We start from the raw sequence: 17,288 nt of genomic DNA, 5'->3' as shown, positions 1-17,288 counted from the left end.
CGGCGTGGGCGGCGATCGGACCGGCGAACACACCACCGGTGAACGCCAGACCAGCAATACCCAGCACGCTCTTACGCAGCATCGTGTTCATGACAGAAGCTCCATTCGGGGGACGGCGCACACCCGACCGGGGGGTCGGCACCGTGTGCGCAAGCACCGTCAGGCGCTCAAAGAAGGCCACGCGATAGACGCGCGCACCCAGAGGGAAAAGTCTTGGAGGGGATCATCCCGGCCGCGGGGCGGGGGGCCTCTTCGCGGCGCCGGGACCATGTGTAACGACCACCGGCCCACCATCATTCCCGAGGGCCCGGCACCCTGTGGGGCCTGCACCCCGTGGGGCCTGCACCCGGTGGGGCGGCACCCCGTGGGGTGGTCTTCCTCGGCCGTTCACCCGGATACAACGACCCCCGGCCCCCAGCCATTCCGGCCCCACGGTGCCGCCGACCACACCCTCGAACCGGACAAACCAACCCAGCACGCCCACGTGGGACGTTCTACGGGCCGACCGGCCAAGCCCACGCCCTTGGGCGGCCGCTCGCGTGACGTCTACGGGCCGACCGGACCCGCCCACGCCCTTGGGCGGCGCTCTCGGCTACGGGGGCAGAGACGGCGCCGGCCGGCCCCAAGAACGGGGCCGGCCGGCTTCGATGAGTGCTGGTTACCAGAGCTGCTGGACGATGTCCGCCGCCTGCTCCTCCCACTGCGCGTACGCGTACGGGTAGGCGGACACCTGCACGGTCTGCGCCGCGGCGGTCAGCGGCAGGTCGTGCCAGCCGCCCACGTTCTTCAGCGCGTTGAAGAACGCCTTCGAGGCGTAGTCCGGGTCGGTGATCTGCTCGGACGTGCCCCAACCGGACGACGGGCGCTGCTGGAACAGACCCTCGGAGTCGTGGTCGTTGTACGCGCCCAGGTGACCCAGGTTGTACAGCTTCGACTCCTGCAGCGAGGTGGCGACGCCGATCACGGCGCCCCGCTCACCCACGCCGGTCTCCTTGGCCGCCTTGACGATGGCCTTGGCGTTGGCGAGCTGCGCGTCGTCGAGCGGGATGCGCGACTGGGCGCCCTCGACGCCGCGCGGGATGAGCTTGTCCCGGCCGGGCGGGTTGGCCTTGGCGGGGACCTTGTCGCTGCCGGTGGTGAGGCCGGACTTCACCGTCTCGGTACCCGACTTCTTGCCGGTGGCCAGGTCGATCGCGGCCACGGCACCGGCGTGCGGCCCGGTGGTGACCGGCGCGGCGACGGCGGTGGGGCCGAAGGCCAGGCCGCCCAGGGCGGCCATGCCCGCGACGGTCAGCGCGGCCCGGCGGTTCGGGGACTTCGCGACGGCGGTCCTCGCAACGGTGATCTTCGCGATGGCGGCCTTCGCGACGGCGGTCTTCGCGATGGCGGGGAGCCATCGAGTGAAGTGCTGCTTCACGATGGTTGCCCTTTCGATCGTTACGACGCGCTCCGGGGTGAGCGCCCCTCGGGGGACTACCGGCGGGTAGGGGTTTGGCTGCCGGCGGTACGGGGGACACAACCCGCTCGACCTGTCGGGCATTCCGGAAATGCCCCTCTCGCGGCCGGCTGCGGTCCAGGTCACGAGGGCATCGGGACGGACCGCGCCGCCGCGCGCACGAGGGCTGGTGCCGGACAGCCGGCGCCAACCGGGCCGGCCGCCGGTCAGGCGGGCATCGGCGTGCCGAACCGGACCAGGACGTGCCAGAGCTGCTTGAGGTGCTGGAGAGTCACCTCGGGGGCTCCTCGGTCGGCCCAGCGGTGCGGCTCCCGGACCACCGACGCGGCGGCCCGGCCGATCAGCGCGGCGTGCACCGGCTCCCCCGGGCGAGCGAACTCGGCGTGCACCCGGGCCGCCAGCGGCGGGATCGCCGGCCCGCGGAACTCGGCGTCGATGCCGTCGACCGGCAGTTGGAAGCCGCCGTGCCAGCGCAGCGGGAAGCCGTGCCGCTGTGCGATCCCGGCCAGGATCCGCCCGGTGCCGGTGCCGCGGAACGAGGGGTCGACGACAAGTTCCTCGACGTCGCGGGCCAGGTCCACCGGGCCGTGGACCTGCGCCTCGATGTAGTCGTCCAGCGCCCGCCCGGCCGCCCGGGACGCCCCGGCCCGGCGGGCCAGCAGCGTACCCAGCAGGGTCCCGGTGTCCATGCCGGCGACGCCGAGGCTCACCCCGGTCCCGGCGGTGGCGCTCAGCAGCGCGGCGAGCACCGGCTCGAACACCTCGAGGGTGCCGAATTCGGTCGGCTCGGCGTAGCTGTCCCCGAAGCTGAAGGTGGACCGGGACAGCGCCTCCGGACGCAGCCGCAGGTGGCAGGAGCCGAACCGGGGGCACGCGCCGTCCGGATGGTCCAGCAGGTTGAGGCCGCCGTACCGCGGGCGTTCGGCCGGCCGCACGCCGGGCCGCTGGTACGCCCCACCGAACATCTTCTCCTCCCAGCGGTCCCGGTCGCCGCCGGGGAAGGCGGTCAGCCCGCCGTTGGAGATGCCGGTCTCGAACTGGCTGCGGTAGACGCCCTCACCGGCCAGCGCCTCGGCGACCGTGCGGCCGTCACCGAGCAGGCGGTCCGGGTGGAAGTTGAGGGTGAGCCGGCCGTGCCGGGCCACCGCCGCCAGCACCTGCTTCGAGCGGTAGGTGGTGCCCGCGCCGGCGAGCTGCCCGGCGATCACGGCGAGCGCGGCGGGCCGGTCGCGCAGGGCAAGGCCGCGGACGTGCTGGAGGGCGGCGGCCTGGGCCGGGGTCAGCAGCGGGTCGGGCATGGGCGCGAGTATCCCGGCGCCCGACGCCGGAAGGCGAACCGAATTCTCAGCCGTCCGTGCCGAAGCCGTCGAGGGCGGCACGCTCCTCCGGCGTACGCAGCTCCTGGAAGACGGTGAGGTGCAGCCCGGCCGGGGCGTCGAGGCGGGCGTTGAGCGACTGCCACGGGGTGACGGTCGGCGGGGCGACCTCGGCGGCGCCGGCGGCGAGCAGCCGTTCGGTCACCGCACGGCTGTCGTCCACCTCGAACGCGACCCGCAGCCGCGGCGCGACCTGCCGGCCCACCTCGACCTCGTCGATCAGGCGCTTCTGCGCCGGGTTGGCCAGCTCGAGGGTGGCCCGGCCGGCATCGAGGATCACCACCCGGGCACCGTCGCCACCGGAGTACGCCGCCTGCTCGGGCAGGCCGAGCGCGTCGCGGAAGAAGGCGACCGCCGCGTCGTAGTCGTCGGCCTCGACGACGAGGCGCAGCTGCCGGACGGCCGGCGGGCGGCCTGGCTCGGGGCGAGTCATGGCCTCCGATCCTAGCCGGGCCGTCCCGCCGTGGTGCCGGCGTACAGTGAGGACGGACGGGAGGACGGATGAGCGACGACCGCTATCCGCTGCACCCGGTCGGGCGGGTCGAGTCCCCGCTGACCGATCCGGGGGCGGCGCCGAAGCAGGGCGACGAAGGCGCGCCGGAGGCGTGGCTGGTCTTCGCCGAGGCGTACGCGCCGGCTCTGGACGGGGTGCGGCCCGGCGCGGACGCGCTCGTGCTGACCTGGCTGGACCGGGCCCGGCGGGACGTGCTGGCGGTCCATCCGCGCGGCGACGAGTCCCGCCCCCGCACCGGGGTGTTCGCCACCCGTTCGCCGCACCGGCCCAACCCGGTCGGCCTGCACCGGGTGCGGATCCTCCAGGTCGACGGCGTCCGGGTACGGGTGGCCGACCTGGAGGCGGTGGACGGCACTCCCGTACTCGATCTCAAGCCGGTGCTCGACGGCGAGCGTTGAGACCCGCCGCGCGGGGCCCGGGTCAGTGCCCCCGGGCCAGCCAGTCGTCGAGGTGCGGGGCCTCCGCGCCGATCGTGGTGTCCGCACCGTGTCCGGTGTGGACGACGGTCTGCGGCGGCAGGCTGAGCAGCCGGGTCCGGATCGACTCGATGATGGTGCCGAAGTCGCTGTAGGAGCGCCCGGTGGCACCAGGCCCCCCGGCGAAGAGCGTGTCGCCGGTGAACACCGCCCCGAGATCGGCGGCGTGCAGGCTGCACGCCCCCGGGCTGTGGCCGGGGGTGTGCAGCACCCGCAGGGTCGTGTCGGCGACCTCGACGACCTGCCCGTCGGTCAGCTCGCCGTCGGGCGGGGTGTCCGGGTGGACCAGGTCCCAGAGCACCCGGTCGGCAGGGTGCAGCAGCACCGGCGCGCCGGTGGCCCGGGCCAGCTCGGGCGCGACCCGGACGTGGTCGTCGTGGGCGTGGGTGGCGAGGATGGCGAGCACCCGGCGGTCGCCGATCACCGCGCGGATGGCCGCCACGTCGTGCGGCGCGTCGATGACGACGCACTCGGCGTCGTCGCCGACCACCCAGACGTTGTTGTCGACGTCGAAGGTCTGCCCGTCCAGCGAGAAGGTGCCGGAGGTGATCGTGTGGTCGACGCGGGCGGTCACGGGAAGATCACCACCGAGCGGAGCACGTCGCCGTGGTGCATCCGGGTGAACGCCTCCTCGACCTGGTCCAGGGCGATCTCCTCGCTGACGAACGCGTCCAGGTCGAGCCGGCCCTGCCGGTACAGCTCGGTGAGCATCGGGAAGTCGCGGCTGGGCAGGCAGTCGCCGTACCAGCTGGACTTCAGGGCGCCGCCGCGGCCGAAGACGTGCAGCAGCGGCAGCTCGACGGTCATCTCCGGGGTGGGTACGCCGACCAGCACGACGGTGCCGGCCAGGTCCCGGGCGTAGAAGGCCTGTTTCCAGGTCTCCGGCCGACCCACCGCCTCGATCACCACGTCGGCGCCGAAGCCGCCGGTGGCCGCGCGGATCGCCTCGACCGGATCCTCCTCCCGGGCGTTGACGGTGTGTGTGGCGCCGAACCGGCGGGCCCAGTCGAGCTTGCGGGAGTCGGTGTCCACCGCGATGATCGTCGTCGCCCCGGCCAGGGCGGCACCGGCCACCGCCGCGTCGCCGACGCCACCGCAGCCGATCACCGCGACCGAGTCGCCGCGGCTCACGCCGCCGGTGTTCATGGCCGCGCCGAGGCCGGCCATCACGCCGCAGCCGAGCAGGCCGACGGCGGCCGGGCGGGCGGACGGGTCGACCTTCGTGCACTGGCCGGCGTGCACGAGGGTCTTCTCGGCGAACGCGCCGATGCCCAGCGCGGGGCTCAGCTCGGTGCCGTCGGTGAGGGTCATCTTCTGGGCCGCGTTGTGGGTGTTGAAGCAGTACCAGGGGCGACCACGGCGGCAGGCCCGGCACTGCCCGCAGACAGCCCGCCAGTTGAGCACCACGAAGTCGCCCGGGGCCACCTCGGTGACGCCCTCCCCCACCTGCTCGACGACACCGGCGGCCTCGTGGCCGAGCAGGAACGGGTAGTCGTCGTTGATGCCGCCCTCGCGGTAGTGCAGGTCGGTGTGGCACACCCCGCAGGACTGGACGCGCACCACCGCCTCGCCCGGCCCCGGATCGGGCACCACGATGGTGGTGACCTCGACCGGCGCGCCCTTGCGCCGCGACACGACTCCCCGGACCTGCTGGCTCACGCTGCCTCCCGCTGTGTCGGCGTCCCTTCCCGCGAACCTACCGCCGATCACCGTGCCGGCCCACCGCCGTCCGGCGGTTATCCGGCGCGTCGCCGGGTACGCGGGGCCCGGTTTCCGGCACCGACGGGAGTGATCATGAAGTTGACCCATGCGCCGCTACGGTTGACCATCGGCGCGTTCATCCTGAATTCCGGGCTCAGCAAGCGCAGCCTGGAGGGCGAGGCCGCGGCCGGCATGCACGGCATGGCCGTCGGCGCGATGCCCCAGCTGCGGCAGTTCGAGCCGGACCGGTTCGCCAAGCTGCTGTCCCGGTCGGAGATCGCCCTGGGCACGGCACTGCTCACGCCGTTCGTGCCGTCGCTGCTGGCCGGGGCGGCGCTGACCGCGTTCGGCGCGGGGCTGGTGCAGCTCTATCTCAAGACGCCCGGCATGCGGGAGGGGAACAGCCTCAAACCCAGCCAGGCCGGCATCGGACTGGCCAAGGACAGCTGGCTGGTCGCTGCCGGGCTGACCCTGATGCTGGACTCGCTGACCCACCGCCGCCTGACCCGCTGAACCGGCTTGCCGGACGCGTCCCCGTCGCTACGCCGTGCGGTCCGGCAGGGCTCACGTGTTGGCGTTGTGGTCCCGGGTGCGCCGGCTCAGGTCGATGCGGCGAGGGCGAGGGCGGACCCCTCGGCCGCGTACCGGCGACGGGCGGCGTTGCGGTAGCGCAGCACCTGCACCGCGCCGACGGCCCAGAGCAGGTACTGCACGGCGAACGCCCAGCGGAACGCGTCCAGCGGCGGACTGTCCCGCCCGGCCGGGGTGGCCAGGTCGAGCACCACGCCGACCGCGAGGATCAGCAGGATGGAGGCGACGAACCCGCCGACGTTGACGATGCCGCTGGCGCTGCCGATGCGGTGCACCGGGTTGAAGGTGCGCGCGTAGTCGAAGCCGATCATCGAGCCGGGACCGTTGCCGGCGAGCACGACCACCAACGCCACCAGCAGCCAGTGCGGCGCCCGGCCGGGCCAGGCCAGCACCACCGCCCAGACCGCGGCCGTCCCGGCGGTGATCGAGAAGACCAGCACCGAGCGGTGGAACGGGTGCCGGGCGCACAGGTGCGCGATCACCGGCCCGCAGACCAGCGTCACCAGCGTCATCACGGTCAGCAGCGACGCCGCCGCGGTCGGCGAGAAGCCCTGTCCCTGCACCAGGAACGGATAGCCCCAGAGCAGGGCGAAGACCGAGCCGGAGAACTGGGTGACGAAGTGGGTCCACAGGCCCAGCCGGGTGCCGGGCTGCGCCCAGGCCTCGGCCAGCTGCCGGCGTACCGTCGCCAGGTCGGCGGCGACGGCGGGCGCCGGCCCGGTGTGCGGGGTGTCCCGCACGGCGGCCAGCACGAGCAGCAGCACGGTCGCGCCGAGCGCCGCCGTGGTGAGGAACGCCGGCGTCCAGCCCGCGTGGTGCAGCAGCGCCACCAGGGGTACGGCGCCGAGCACCGCGCCGAGCTGCCCGACGGTGCCGGTGAGCTGCACCAGCAGCGGGTTGCGCCGGCCGGGAAACCAGAACGCCACGATGCGCAGCACGCTGATGAAGGTCATCGCGTCGCCCAGGCCGACCAGCACCCGGGCCAGCACGGCCAGACGCACGTCGGTGGCCACGGCGAAGACCAGTTGGCCGCCGACCATCAGCGCGCCGCCGGCGAGCAGCAGCCGACGGGAGCCGTACCGGTCCAGCAGCACCCCGACCGGAATCTGCATGGCCGCGTACACGGCGAGCTGGGCGACCGAGAAGGTGGCCAGGGCGGCGGCGTTGATCTGGAAGCGGTCCGCGGCGTCCACCCCGGTGACCCCCAGCGAGCTGCGGTGCAGCACCGCCGTCACGTACGCGCCGAGCGCCACGGCGTAGACCAGGACGGCTCGGCGGCGCGCTGCCGGCGTGCCGGGGTGACCCGGGGCCGCTCGGCGGCGCGCTGCCGGCGTGCCGGGGTGACCCGGGGTCGGCTCAGGGCGGCGGCGGGGCGGGGCAGGGCTCACCGCAGCGTCCGGAGCACGGCCGCGGCGTTGTCGATGTGCGCGCCGACCGCGTCGAGCCAGGCCCGCACGTCGTCGCCGTCGAGCGCGGCGAGCTGGGCGGCATGCTCGGCCAGCACCACCTCGGCCCAACCGGGCGACAGCCGGAAACCGGCCTCGCCCATCCGGATCTGCCGGTCCCGCAGGCGGTGGTAGAGCTCGGCGAGGATCTCGTTGCCGGCCGCCTCGACCACGCTGGCGTGGAACGCGCGGTCGGCGGCCATCAGCGCGGTCACGTCACCGGCCGCGTGGGCCCGGCGCATCTCGTCGAGCCAGCGGGCCAGATCGTCGCGCAGCTGGGCGCGGCGCGGCCAGACCCGCTCGGCGGCGTGCAGTTCCACCAGCCGGCGGGCCTCGATGACGTCGGCGATCTCGCGCGCCGAGACGGGCCGGATCAGCGCGCCGCGCTTCGGGTAGAGCCGTACCAGGCCCTCGGTCTCCAGGCGCAGCAGCGCCTCCCGGACCGGGGTGCGGGAGACCCCCGCCGCCTCGGCGACCTCCCCCTCGCTGATCAGCAGCCCACCGGGGTAGACCTGCTCCAGGATGGACCGCTTCAGGTGCTGGTACGCCCGCTCCGCGGCCGACGGCGCCGACACCCTGGACCCACTGGCATGCGTCATGTATCCATCCTGCATCCCACGCCACCGCCACCTCCCGCCCCTCCCCCGCCCCGTGAGCCACCCCACCCCCACCCACCTATGGACCGGGCACCGGGGCCGGTTTGCGGCATGTCGTGGCCACCGAAGGGGCCGAGGGCCGAGGTAAGCCGGACCGGTTGCGGCATGTCGTGGCCACCCGAGGGCCGAGGCCGAGGTAGCCGGACCGGTTGCGGCATGTCGTGGCTACCGAGGGCCCGGATACCACGGTCTGCCGCAAACGGAGTCGATCATGGCGCGTGCCGGCCGCCGGCCGCGAGCCCGTTGCGGGCTGCCGGCCGCGTGCCCGTTGCAAGCCGGCTGCCGGGCCAGCCGCCGGGGCTGCTGCGGGGCCGGCCGCCAGGGCTGCTGCGGGGCCAGCCGCTAGGACTGCTGCCGGGCCAGCCGCCAGGGCTGCTGCGGGCCGGCCGCCAGGGCTGCTGCCGGGCCAGCCGCCGGGGCTGCTGCCGGGCCGGCCGCTAGGACTGCTGCCGGGCCGGCCGCCAGGGCTGGTGCGGGGCCAGCCGCCAGGGCTGCTGCGGGCCGGCCGCTAGGACTGCTGCCGGGCCGGCCGCCAGGGCTGGTGCGGGGCTGGTGCGGGCGGGGGTTCCGGGGTCGGGGCCGGGCCGGCGCGGTTATCGTGGGCACAGCTGACCGGTCACGGCGAGGAGCACCGATTGACCAGCACCGCGCCGTTCCGCGCCTGGTACCGGCCGATGCGGGCTCGCCGCCCCGAGGAGGAGCACCGCTCGGCCACCCCGCTGGAGCTCTTCTTCGACCTGTGCTTCGTGGTCGCGGTGGCGCAGACGTCCGAGGGCCTGCACCATGACGTCGCCGCGGGGCACGTCGGGCATGGTCTCTTCTCGTATCTGAGCGTCTTCTTCGCGATCTGGTGGGCCTGGGTGAACTACACCTGGTTCGCGTCCGCGTACGACACCGACGACGACGTCTACCGGCTGACCGTCCTGGTGCAGATCGCCGGCGCGTTGATCCTCGCGGCCGGGGTGCCGCGCGCCTTCACCGAGGCCGACTTCACCACGATCACCTACGGGTACGTGGTGATGCGGCTGGCCGCCGTGTTGAACTGGCTGCGGGCGGTCGCCGGTGACCCGCGGCGGCGGGCGACCGCCCTGATCTTCGCGGTCGGCGTGGCCGTGGTGCAGGCCGGTTGGCTGGCCCGGCTCCTGCTGCCGCCCGCCTGGCTGGCGCCCGCGTTCGTGGTGCTGGTCGTGGCCGACCTGCTGGTGCCGGTGGTGGGTGAACGGCGTGGGCGCACCACGTGGCACCCGCACCACATCGCCGAGCGGTACCAGTTGTTCACGCTGATCGTGCTCGGCGAGGTGGTGCTCTCCACGTCGGTGGCGATCCAGCGCGGCGTCGACGCCGGCAACGAGGAGCTGTGGTCCCTGGCGGCCGCCGGGACGGTGATCGTCTTCGCGATCTGGTGGGTCTACTTCGACCGGCCCGACCCGCTGCCCCCGAGGTCGGTGCGGGGAGCCCTGTTCTGGGGCTACGGCCACTACTTCGTGTTCAGTTCGATCGCGGCGGTGGGCGCCGGGCTGGCCGTGGCGGTCGACCGCGACCTGGACGCCGGTGCGGTCTCCGGCCGGCTGGCCGGCTACGCGGTCGCCGTGCCGGTCGCGGTCTTCCTGCTCGCGCTCTGGGCGCTGCACCTGCGGGCCAAGCGGGGTCTCGTGGTGGGGCTGTTCCCCGCCGCGGCGGCGCTGGTGCTGGTGGCGCCGTGGCTGCCCATGCCGATCGACGTGATCGCCGGGCTGCTGGTGGTGCTGGTGGCGGTCACGCTGGTCGAGCGCCACCGGAGCGCGACCAGAACTGCCTGACCAGGGTCTCGAACTCGGCGGCCCGTTCGATCTGCGGCATGTGACCGGTGTCGGGGAAGAGGTGGGTCTGCGCCTGCGGGAAGTACCGGCCGGCGTTGGTGAGGTGCCGCACCGGCAGGATCCGGTCCCGGTCACCCCAGACCACCAGGGTGGGCAGGCCGAGCGCGGCGACGGCGGCGACCAGCTCCCGGCGCCACTGCGGCCGTACGCCCCGCCAGGTGCCCAGGCTGCCGACCAGTTCCAGCATCACCCGGGCGGCGTGCGGCTCGCGGGCCACGGCCAGCGCGGCGGCGACCCGCGCCTCGCTGACGTACGCCGGGTCGTGGAAGATGGCCCGCTCGGTGCGGCGGGCGATGCCCGGGTGCGGCCGCAGCAGCAGTCGGGCCAGCGGGCGCATGGCGAGCAGCCGCAGCGCGAACGTCACCTCCCGGCCGAAGCCGGCGCTGTTGACCAGCACCAGGCTGGCCGCCCGGTCCGGGCGGTCGGCGGCGAGCCGCATCGCGACCGCGCCGCCGAGGGAGTTGCCGACCAGGTGGGCCGGCCCGGTGACGCCGGCGGCGTCGAGCACCTGGGCGGCGGCCGCGGCCAGGGCCGGCAGGGTGTGCGGGGTGTCCAGCGGGGCGGAGCCGCCGTGCCCGGGCAGGTCCACGCTGACCACCCGGTGATCGCGGGCGAGGCCCTCGTGCTGGTCGGCGAAGTCGTCCATGGTGCGGCCGATGCCGTGCAGCAGCAGCACCGGCGGGCCGTCGCCGGAGACCCGGCAGCGGATCCGGCGGCCGGCCACGTGCAGCTCGTCGGCGGGGGCGAGGCTCATGCCGATTCTCCGGTGCGCGGCGCGACGGGCTCCGCCGCGGGTCGTGGGGCGGGCACCCGGGCCGGGTTCGGCCGCATGCCCAGGGCCAGGACCTTCCCGTACGAGGCGGGGGCGAGCCGGGCCAGCAGGTCGGGCAGCTTCGCCGACCAGCCGATCAGCACCCGGCCGCGGCGGCGTTCGACGCCGCGCAGGATCACCTCGGCGGCCTTCACCGGGTCGATGGTGAGCAGCTTCTCGAACTGGCGGCGGCCGGCCTCGTACTCCTCGCGGGGGACGCCGCTGCCGACCCGCGCGCTGGCCGCGATCCGGGTGCGGATGCCGCCGGGGTGCACCGAGGTGACCCCGACGCCGTCGTCGACCAGTTCGTGCCGCAGCGCCTCGGTGAAGCCGCGCACCGCGAACTTGCTGGCCGAGTAGGCGGCCTGGCCGGCGGGGGCGATCAGCCCGAAGAGGCTGGACACGTTGACCAGGTGGGCGCCGGGTTCGGCCTTGAGCGCGGGCAGCAGGGCGTGGGTCAACCGCACCACCGCCCGGAAGTTGATCTCGACGACCCAGAGGAACTCGTCCAGGGTGACCTGGTCGAAGCGGCCGCCCAGGGCCACGCCGGCGTTGTTGACCAGCAGCCGGATCCGCGGGTGGGCGCGGTGGATGGCGGCGGCCACCCGGTCGGTGGCGTCCGGGTCGGCCAGGTCGACCAGGTGGGTCTCGACCCGCCGGTCGGGGTGGGCGGCGCGGATCGCGGCGACCACCGCCTCGAGGCGCTCGGCGTCGCGGTCCAGCAGCACCAGGTCGGCGCCGCGCCGGGCCAGGCCGTGTGCCAGGGCCTCGCCGATGCCGCTGGCCGCGCCGGTCAGCACGGCGGTGCCGCCGGGGAAGACGAAGTCACGCATGGCGCTCCTTGGCGGGTCAGGCGACGGGCGCGGTGGGGTCGGTGACGGCGGCGCTGGCCCGGGAGAACCGGACCCCCTCGTCGGTGAGTCGGCCGTGCCGCATCAGCAGCACGTCGCGGGGATAGTTCTGGTGCAGCCGCCAGGGGGCGGACGGGCCCTGCTTGGGCAGCCGGTCGACGGCGCGCAGCACGTACCCGGACTTCAGGTCGATGATCGGCACGAGGTCGTCGGAGTCGGGGGCCAGCGGGGTGACGATCTGCTGGCCGGTGCGGTCGAGGTGGCGCAGCAGCCGGCAGACGTAGGTGGCCACCAGGTCGGCCTTGAGCGTCCAGGAGGCGTTGGTGTAGCCGATGGTCATCGCGAAGTTCGGCACGCCGGAGAGCATCATGCCCTTGTAGGCCACGGTGGCGGCGAGGTCGACCTCGGTGCCGTCGACGGCGAGCGTCATGCCGCCGAGGGCGAGCAGGTTGAGGCCGGTGGCGGTGACCACGAGATCGGCGGGCAGTTCCGCGCCGGAGGTGAGCCGCAGGCCGTGCTCGGTGAAGGTGTCGATGGTGTCGGTGACCACCTCGGCCCGGCCGGCGCTGACCGCGGCGAACAGGTCGCCGTCGGGCACCACGCAGAGCCGCTGGTCCCAGGGGTTGTAGCGGGGCGAGAAGTGCCGGTCGATGTCGTACCCGGTGGGTAGCTTGCCCTTGGCGGCCCGGCGCAGGAAGTTCTTCACCAGCGTGGGGGCGCGCCGGCTGAGCTGGAAGTTGGCCACCCCGAGCGCGACGTTCTTCCACCGGGCCACCGCGTACGCGGCCTTCGCGGGCAGCCAGCGCCGCGCGGCGTCGGCGAGCGGGTCGCGCGAGGGCAGCGAGATGACGTACGTCGGCGAGCGCTGGAGCATGGTGACGTGCGCCGCGCGCTCGGCCATCGCGGGCACCAGGGTGACGGCGGTGGCGCCGCTGCCGATCACCACCACCCGTTTGCCGGTGTAGTCGAGGTCCGCCGGCCAGTGCTGGGGGTGCACGAGCCGGCCGGTGTAGCGCTCGATGCCGGGGAAGTCGGGCGTGTAGCCCTCGTCGTAGCGGTAGTAGCCGGAGTTGGTGAAGAGGAACGCGCAGGTCAGCACGACGTCCTCGGCGGTGTCGTCGCGGTGCGCGGTCACCGTCCAGCGGGCGGTGCCGCTGTCCCACTCGGCGCGTACCACCCGGTGATGGAAGCGGATGTGCTGCTGCACGCCGTACTCGCGGGCGGTCTCCCGGACGTACTTTCGGATGGCGTCGCCGTCGGCGATGGCCTTCGCGTCGGTCCACGGCTTGAAGGAGTAGCCGAGGGTGAACATGTCGGAGTCGGAGCGGACACCCGGGTAGCGGAACAGGTCCCAGGTGCCGCCGATCGCGCCGCGGGCCTCGAGCACCGCGTACGTCTTGCCGGGGCACTCGCGTTGCAGGTGCACGGCGGCGCCGACGCCGGAGAGCCCGGCACCGACGATGAGGACGTCGACGTGGTCGGTGGGCATGGCGGCTCCCGGTTCGGCGGTGGTGGTCCGGACCCTATCCACCACCGTCGACACCGGTCAACACCCTGTCGACTCGAATCGACACGGTGTTGAGCGGGTGTAGCATCAGCCCACATGACCGCCGCCCGTACGCCGACCGGAGCCGGGCCGACGCGCGGGCGGCGCCCGGGGCGCTCCGCCGGCGACGACCGGGAGCTGGCCATCCTGGCCACCGCCGAGCGGCTGCTGGAGCAGCGTGCCTTCGGCGACATCTCCATCGACGACCTGGCCCGGGGCGCCGGCATCTCCCGGCCGACGTTCTACTTCTACTTTCCGTCCAAGGACGCGGTGCTGCTCACCCTGCTGGACCGGGTCACCGAGATGGCGAACGCCGCCGCGGGCGACGCGCTGGACCGGCTCGCCGAGGACCCGCGGGCCCGCTGGCGGGAGCTGATCGCCCGGTTCCACGCCGCCTTCGGCGGGCACCGGGCCGTGGTGCTGGCCTGCGCCCAGGTGCGCGGCACCAACACCGAGGTACGCCGGCTCTGGGCCGAGGTCCTCGAACGCTGGGTCCGCGCGGTGCAGGCGGCCATCGAGGGGGAACGCGCGCGCGGCGCGGCCCCGGACGGGGTGCCCGCCCGGGACCTGGCCATCGCGCTGAACTCGATGAACGAGCGGGTCTGGTACGCCACCTTCGCCGGTGACGGGCCGGCGGTGGCCGAGCGGGACGTGGTCGACGTGCTGCTCGACGTCTGGCTGACCGCGATCTACCGGACCACCACGCCCCCACCGGCCTGAGCGGCGCCCGCCGTACGGCCCCGCACCGTCAGGCGGTCCGGACGGAGTCCATGATCCAGTTCGTCTCCCAGGTCTGCTCGCCGTCGGTGGAGAACGCCTGCTCCCAGCGGCACGAGGTCGGGGTGATCCGGGACCAGATGAACCGGCAGCGGATCGGCCGCCCCTCGTCGCTGTCGTCGGCGTAGAAGGTGCCGACCCCGTCGACGAAGCGGCCCACCATCGGCGGTTGCTCCAGGACACCGCGCTGGCTGTTCATCCAGTAGATCGACCAGAGGTCGGTCTCCGCGTCCCGGATGCGGACGGTGGCGCCGGCGAAGTCCCGGGTCGGGAAGCGGATCTCGTCGAAGCTGCCCGCCCCGTCGAAGAAGGTGTGCGCCACCGAGATGCCGGGGAACTCGTCCCAGTCGTCGCTGCCGACGTGCCGCTCCCGCAGCCGCCGGTTGGTCACCTGCCAGGTGCCGACGTAGAAGTCGAAGTCGCCCATCAGAAGCCCACCGTTCCCTCGGTCCGCTGGTCGGCCAGGTAGCCGGCCAGGTCGGGCTGGTCCGGCGCGAGCACGTGCCGGACCCAGGCGGCCCGCTCGTGCTCCAGCACGCCCAGCTCCCAGACGCAGCCCACCCCGGGCCGGTCCAGCGGGACGAAGTGCGCCGGGTCGTCGTCCGGGCAGTCCAGCGCCGGCTGGCCGGCGATCGCGATCCGGCACTCCACCACGTTGTCGAAGAACCAGGTGTACGCCAGCAGGTAGCTGCCGGTGTCCGCGCCCCGGTGCAGCACCACCCAGCTGGCCGGCGGGGTGTCGCCGTCCGGTGCGGGCAGCAGCTTCGGCAGGTACGCGTAGGCGGCCTCGACCACCTCCGGTTCGAGGCGGCGGTCGGGTTGGTCGAGGTGGTAACGCTTGACGTGCCGGCCGGCGACCTCGATGGTCCCCGGCACGGTCAGGTCCTTGTTCTGGAATGCCATGCCGAGACGGTAGGGCCGCTCCCCTGACAGCTAGTGTCAGTGGAATGCGGGCCAGTCGCCTCCTTTCCATCCTGTTGCTGCTCCAGGCGCACGGCCGGCTCACCGCCGCCGAGCTGGCCCGCCGCCTGGAGGTGTCGGTACGCACCGTCTACCGGGACGTCGAGTCGCTGCACGCGGCCGGCATCCCGCTCTACGGAGCGGCCGGGCACGCCGGTGGGTACCGGCTGGTCGACGGCTGGCGGACCCGGCTGACCGGGCTGACCGCCGAGGAGGCCGACCGGCTGCTCTTCGCCGGGCTGCCCGGGCCCGCCGCCGAACTGGGCTACCAGTCGGTGGCCGCCACCGTGCAGCTCAAGCTGCGCGCCGCGCTGCCGGCACCGCTCGCCGACCGGGCCGCCCGGCTCCAGGAACGGTTCCACCTGGACACCCCCGGCTGGTACTCCGACGGCGACCCGTCGCCGCACCTGACGCCGGCCGCCGACGCGGTGTGGCGGCAGCATCGGATCCGGGTGCGCTACCGCAGCTGGACCGGCGAGGTGGACCGGGTGCTCGAACCGTACGGGCTGGTGCTCAAGGGCGGCCGCTGGTACCTGGTCGCCGCTCGCCCGGACCGGCCCGAGCCGGCCACCTACCGGGTCAACCAGATCCTCGACCTGACCCCGCTGGACGAGCCGTTCGACCGGCCCGAGTTCGACCTGCCGGGTTGGTGGCGGCAGCACGTCGTGGAGTTCCGGTCCCGGCTGCACCGGGACCAGGCGACGATCCGGCTCTCCCCGCGCGGCCGGGAACGGCTGCGGGAGATTGCCAGCGACACCGTGGTCGCCGCCGTCGACGCCACCGCCGGGCCGCCCGGGGCCGACGGGTGGATCCGGGCCGCCGTACCGATCGAGTCGCTCACCCACGCGCACGGTGACCTGCTGCGCCTCGGCGCCGAGGTGGAGGTCCTCTCCCCCGCCGCGCTGCGCGACCGGCTCGCCGGCACGGCCGCCGCGCTGGCCGCCCTCTATCAGCGGCCGCCGGCGCCGACCGGCTGACGGCGTCGCGGCGTCGCCAGGACCGCCGCTCCCGCGACCGCGCCGAGCGCCTGGCAGGCGGCGATGCCGAGCAGCAGCACGCCGACGCCCGCGCCGGTGACCGCGCCGGCCAGCGCCGAGCCGGCGGCGGCCGAGGTGGTCTTCAGCCCGGCGCCGATGGTGAACACCTGGGTGTGCGCCGCCGGCGGCGCCTCCTGGTCGCGCACCGCGAGCACGGCGCAGAACAGCGGGCCGTTCAGCACGCCGACGAGGACGAACAGCGGCAGCGTGACCCAGACCGACGGGGCCAGCGGCACCAGGGCGAACGGCACCGCCATGACGAGCAGGCTGGCCAGCACCACCCGCTCGGGCGGGCGGGACCGGATCGGGAACCGCGCGTACCACAGCGATCCGGCCAGCCCGCCGAGCGACGCGGCGGCCAGGAACAGGCCCGTGTAGGCGGTGTGGTGGAACCGCGCGGCGAGCAGCGCCGCGACCACCGGCAGGGCGCCGACGCCGAGGTAGCCGACGCTGCTGGCCAGGGTCACCGCGCCGAGCCGGGGCCGCCGCCACAGCAGCGGCACCGCACCCAGCGGCGCGCGCCGGCCGGCCGCGCCGTGGCGGTGCACGCGCGCCGGCCGGTCCCGGATCGGCAGCGTCGACAGCACCAGGGTGCCCACGGCCACCAGCGCGACCAGGACCACCGTCGCGGCGGTCGCCCCGGCCGGCCCGGCGGTCACCGCCGCGATCGCCGGACCGGCGATGCCGGCCAGGTTGTACGAGGTCGCGTCGAGGCCGAACGCGGTGTCCAACCGGTCCGGCGCCAGGTCACGCAGCAGGCTGGTCAGCCCGCCCAGCATGATCGGCGCGAGGCAGCCGGCCAGCACGACCAGGGCGACCGACAGCGGCCGGGACACCGCGGCGGACAGCACCGCGGCGAGGAGCGCCCCGCCGTACCCGAGCAGGGTCAGGCAGTAGCAGAGCCGGCGGCGCCGGACCGTGTCGGCGATCGCGCCCACCACCGGCCCGGCGAGAACGTGCGGCACCATCAGCGCCGCCACCAGCAGCCCGCCGTAGCCGGCGCTGCCCGTGCGCTCGACCGCGAGCAGCACCAGGGCGACCCGCGCGCCCTCGTCGGCCAGCCGCACCAGCACCGCGCCCGCTGTGTACCGGGCGAGCGCCCCCCGCGCCCGTCCCCCGTCCGTCCCCACCCGCAGTCCCCTACCCCGCCCACCCGCCGCTCACGCGCGCCGGAGTCGATCTCGCCGGGACCGGCGTCCGACGGGAGCGGTGGGCCGCGCTGCTGGTGGGCA

The 17,288-nt window shown here is 74.5% G+C and carries 18 protein-coding genes; 5 read left to right on the top strand and 13 right to left on the bottom strand.

Annotated elements, in window-relative coordinates; all coding sequences use genetic code 11:
* Positions 1 to 658: 658 nt before the first annotated feature.
* The 3 genes from AB0I11_RS19405 to AB0I11_RS19395 all read right to left on the bottom strand — a co-directional run bounded on the left by AB0I11_RS19405 (position 659) and on the right by AB0I11_RS19395 (position 3,265).
* Positions 659 to 1,417, bottom strand: a complete 759-nt coding sequence (locus tag AB0I11_RS19405; RefSeq protein ID WP_357321915.1) for a hypothetical protein — start codon at positions 1,415 to 1,417, stop codon at positions 659 to 661.
* Between the two features lie 245 nt (positions 1,418 to 1,662).
* Positions 1,663 to 2,754, bottom strand: a complete 1,092-nt coding sequence (locus tag AB0I11_RS19400) for a DUF3626 domain-containing protein (RefSeq protein ID WP_357321911.1) — start codon at positions 2,752 to 2,754, stop codon at positions 1,663 to 1,665.
* Between the two features lie 46 nt (positions 2,755 to 2,800).
* Positions 2,801 to 3,265: a VOC family protein gene (locus AB0I11_RS19395; protein ID WP_357321908.1), complete on the bottom strand. Its 465-nt coding sequence runs from the start codon at positions 3,263 to 3,265 to the stop codon at positions 2,801 to 2,803.
* A 68-nt stretch (positions 3,266 to 3,333) separates the two neighbouring features.
* On the opposite strand from AB0I11_RS19395, the gene tsaA reads away from it, so the two are divergent.
* Positions 3,334 to 3,744 carry a tRNA (N6-threonylcarbamoyladenosine(37)-N6)-methyltransferase TrmO gene (gene tsaA, locus AB0I11_RS19390; RefSeq protein ID WP_357321906.1) on the top strand — a complete coding sequence of 137 codons (411 nt, stop codon included), beginning with the start codon at positions 3,334 to 3,336 and terminating at the stop codon, positions 3,742 to 3,744.
* A 22-nt stretch (positions 3,745 to 3,766) separates the two neighbouring features.
* Here tsaA and AB0I11_RS19385 read toward each other — a convergent pair whose 3' ends face one another.
* Together AB0I11_RS19385 and AB0I11_RS19380 are read right to left on the bottom strand one after the other, a co-directional pair.
* Positions 3,767 to 4,396, bottom strand: a complete 630-nt coding sequence (locus AB0I11_RS19385; protein ID WP_357321903.1) for an MBL fold metallo-hydrolase — start codon at positions 4,394 to 4,396, stop codon at positions 3,767 to 3,769.
* Positions 4,393 to 5,481 carry an S-(hydroxymethyl)mycothiol dehydrogenase gene (locus AB0I11_RS19380; RefSeq protein WP_357321900.1) on the bottom strand — a complete coding sequence of 363 codons (1,089 nt, stop codon included), beginning with the start codon at positions 5,479 to 5,481 and terminating at the stop codon, positions 4,393 to 4,395. Before AB0I11_RS19380 ends, AB0I11_RS19385 begins: the two co-directional genes overlap by 4 nt.
* Before the next feature lie 135 nt (positions 5,482 to 5,616).
* On the opposite strand from AB0I11_RS19380, the gene AB0I11_RS19375 reads away from it, so the two are divergent.
* Positions 5,617 to 6,036 carry a hypothetical protein gene (locus AB0I11_RS19375; protein WP_357321897.1) on the top strand — a complete coding sequence of 140 codons (420 nt, stop codon included), beginning with the start codon at positions 5,617 to 5,619 and terminating at the stop codon, positions 6,034 to 6,036.
* Positions 6,037 to 6,122: 86 nt separating this feature from the next.
* Here the strand turns inward: AB0I11_RS19375 and AB0I11_RS19370 are convergent, their stop codons facing one another.
* Both AB0I11_RS19370 and AB0I11_RS19365 read right to left on the bottom strand, forming a co-directional pair.
* Positions 6,123 to 7,367 carry an MFS transporter gene (locus tag AB0I11_RS19370; RefSeq protein ID WP_357321894.1) on the bottom strand — a complete coding sequence of 415 codons (1,245 nt, stop codon included), beginning with the start codon at positions 7,365 to 7,367 and terminating at the stop codon, positions 6,123 to 6,125.
* Between the two features lie 131 nt (positions 7,368 to 7,498).
* A complete protein-coding gene (locus tag AB0I11_RS19365; RefSeq protein ID WP_357321891.1) occupies positions 7,499 to 8,158 on the bottom strand; it encodes a GntR family transcriptional regulator in 660 nt (219 codons plus the stop codon).
* Positions 8,159 to 8,850: 692 nt separating this feature from the next.
* On the opposite strand from AB0I11_RS19365, the gene AB0I11_RS19360 reads away from it, so the two are divergent.
* A complete protein-coding gene (locus AB0I11_RS19360; protein ID WP_357321888.1) occupies positions 8,851 to 10,014 on the top strand; it encodes a low temperature requirement protein A in 1,164 nt (387 codons plus the stop codon).
* On the opposite strand, the gene AB0I11_RS19355 is transcribed toward AB0I11_RS19360, so the two are convergent.
* Genes AB0I11_RS19355 through AB0I11_RS19345 form a run of 3 tightly spaced genes read right to left on the bottom strand, consistent with a single transcriptional unit; the run spans position 9,971 to position 13,225 of the window.
* Entirely contained in the window at positions 9,971 to 10,828 is an 858-nt protein-coding gene (locus AB0I11_RS19355) for an alpha/beta fold hydrolase (RefSeq protein ID WP_357321885.1), read from the bottom strand. The genes AB0I11_RS19360 and AB0I11_RS19355 overlap by 44 nt on opposite strands.
* Entirely contained in the window at positions 10,825 to 11,718 is an 894-nt protein-coding gene (locus AB0I11_RS19350; RefSeq protein WP_357321882.1) for an SDR family NAD(P)-dependent oxidoreductase, read from the bottom strand. Before AB0I11_RS19350 ends, AB0I11_RS19355 begins: the two co-directional genes overlap by 4 nt.
* 16 nt (positions 11,719 to 11,734) lie before the next feature.
* On the bottom strand, positions 11,735 to 13,225 hold the full coding sequence (locus tag AB0I11_RS19345) for an NAD(P)/FAD-dependent oxidoreductase (protein WP_357321879.1): 1,491 nt from the start codon (positions 13,223 to 13,225) through the stop codon (positions 11,735 to 11,737).
* A 114-nt stretch (positions 13,226 to 13,339) separates the two neighbouring features.
* On the opposite strand from AB0I11_RS19345, the gene AB0I11_RS19340 reads away from it, so the two are divergent.
* Complete coding sequence (locus AB0I11_RS19340; RefSeq protein ID WP_357321876.1) at positions 13,340 to 14,002, top strand: TetR/AcrR family transcriptional regulator; 663 nt, start codon at positions 13,340 to 13,342, stop codon at positions 14,000 to 14,002.
* A 28-nt stretch (positions 14,003 to 14,030) separates the two neighbouring features.
* On the opposite strand, the gene AB0I11_RS19335 is transcribed toward AB0I11_RS19340, so the two are convergent.
* Together AB0I11_RS19335 and AB0I11_RS19330 are read right to left on the bottom strand one after the other, a co-directional pair.
* Positions 14,031 to 14,486 (bottom strand): hypothetical protein, encoded by a 456-nt coding sequence (locus AB0I11_RS19335; RefSeq protein WP_357321873.1) that lies wholly within the window; start codon positions 14,484 to 14,486, stop codon positions 14,031 to 14,033.
* On the bottom strand, positions 14,486 to 14,962 hold the full coding sequence (locus AB0I11_RS19330) for a hypothetical protein (protein WP_357321870.1): 477 nt from the start codon (positions 14,960 to 14,962) through the stop codon (positions 14,486 to 14,488). Before AB0I11_RS19330 ends, AB0I11_RS19335 begins: the two co-directional genes overlap by 1 nt.
* Positions 14,963 to 15,006: 44 nt before the next feature.
* On the opposite strand from AB0I11_RS19330, the gene AB0I11_RS19325 reads away from it, so the two are divergent.
* The gene (locus tag AB0I11_RS19325; RefSeq protein WP_357321867.1) at positions 15,007 to 15,996 is read left to right on the top strand and encodes a transcriptional regulator; all 990 of its coding nucleotides are present in this window, start codon (positions 15,007 to 15,009) and stop codon (positions 15,994 to 15,996) included.
* Here the strand turns inward: AB0I11_RS19325 and AB0I11_RS19320 are convergent.
* Positions 15,969 to 17,186: an MFS transporter gene (locus tag AB0I11_RS19320; protein ID WP_357321864.1), complete on the bottom strand. Its 1,218-nt coding sequence runs from the start codon at positions 17,184 to 17,186 to the stop codon at positions 15,969 to 15,971. The genes AB0I11_RS19325 and AB0I11_RS19320 overlap by 28 nt on opposite strands.
* Positions 17,187 to 17,288: the final 102 nt, after the last annotated feature.

It is taken from the genome of Micromonospora sp. NPDC050495, from assembly GCF_040655175.1.
In the GTDB taxonomy this organism is placed as follows: domain Bacteria; phylum Actinomycetota; class Actinomycetes; order Mycobacteriales; family Micromonosporaceae; genus Micromonospora.
This window is presented reverse-complemented; position numbering and strand designations above follow the sequence as displayed.

Bases quoted from the DNA above. Each gene is read 5' to 3' on its own strand.
- AB0I11_RS19400 (WP_357321911.1), bottom strand. From the start codon at position 2,754: ATGCCCGACCCGCTGCTGACCCCGGCCCAGGCCGCCGCCCTCCAGCAC.
- AB0I11_RS19395 (WP_357321908.1), bottom strand. From the start codon at position 3,265: ATGACTCGCCCCGAGCCAGGCCGCCCGCCGGCCGTCCGGCAGCTGCGC.
- tsaA (WP_357321906.1), top strand. From the start codon at position 3,334: ATGAGCGACGACCGCTATCCGCTGCACCCGGTCGGGCGGGTCGAGTCC.
- AB0I11_RS19375 (WP_357321897.1), top strand. From the start codon at position 5,617: ATGAAGTTGACCCATGCGCCGCTACGGTTGACCATCGGCGCGTTCATC.
- AB0I11_RS19365 (WP_357321891.1), bottom strand. From the start codon at position 8,158: ATGACGCATGCCAGTGGGTCCAGGGTGTCGGCGCCGTCGGCCGCGGAG.
- AB0I11_RS19355 (WP_357321885.1), bottom strand. From the start codon at position 10,828: ATGAGCCTCGCCCCCGCCGACGAGCTGCACGTGGCCGGCCGCCGGATC.
- AB0I11_RS19350 (WP_357321882.1), bottom strand. From the start codon at position 11,718: ATGCGTGACTTCGTCTTCCCCGGCGGCACCGCCGTGCTGACCGGCGCG.
- AB0I11_RS19345 (WP_357321879.1), bottom strand. From the start codon at position 13,225: ATGCCCACCGACCACGTCGACGTCCTCATCGTCGGTGCCGGGCTCTCC.
- AB0I11_RS19340 (WP_357321876.1), top strand. From the start codon at position 13,340: ATGACCGCCGCCCGTACGCCGACCGGAGCCGGGCCGACGCGCGGGCGG.
- AB0I11_RS19335 (WP_357321873.1), bottom strand. From the start codon at position 14,486: ATGGGCGACTTCGACTTCTACGTCGGCACCTGGCAGGTGACCAACCGG.
- AB0I11_RS19330 (WP_357321870.1), bottom strand. From the start codon at position 14,962: ATGGCATTCCAGAACAAGGACCTGACCGTGCCGGGGACCATCGAGGTC.
- AB0I11_RS19325 (WP_357321867.1), top strand. From the start codon at position 15,007: ATGCGGGCCAGTCGCCTCCTTTCCATCCTGTTGCTGCTCCAGGCGCAC.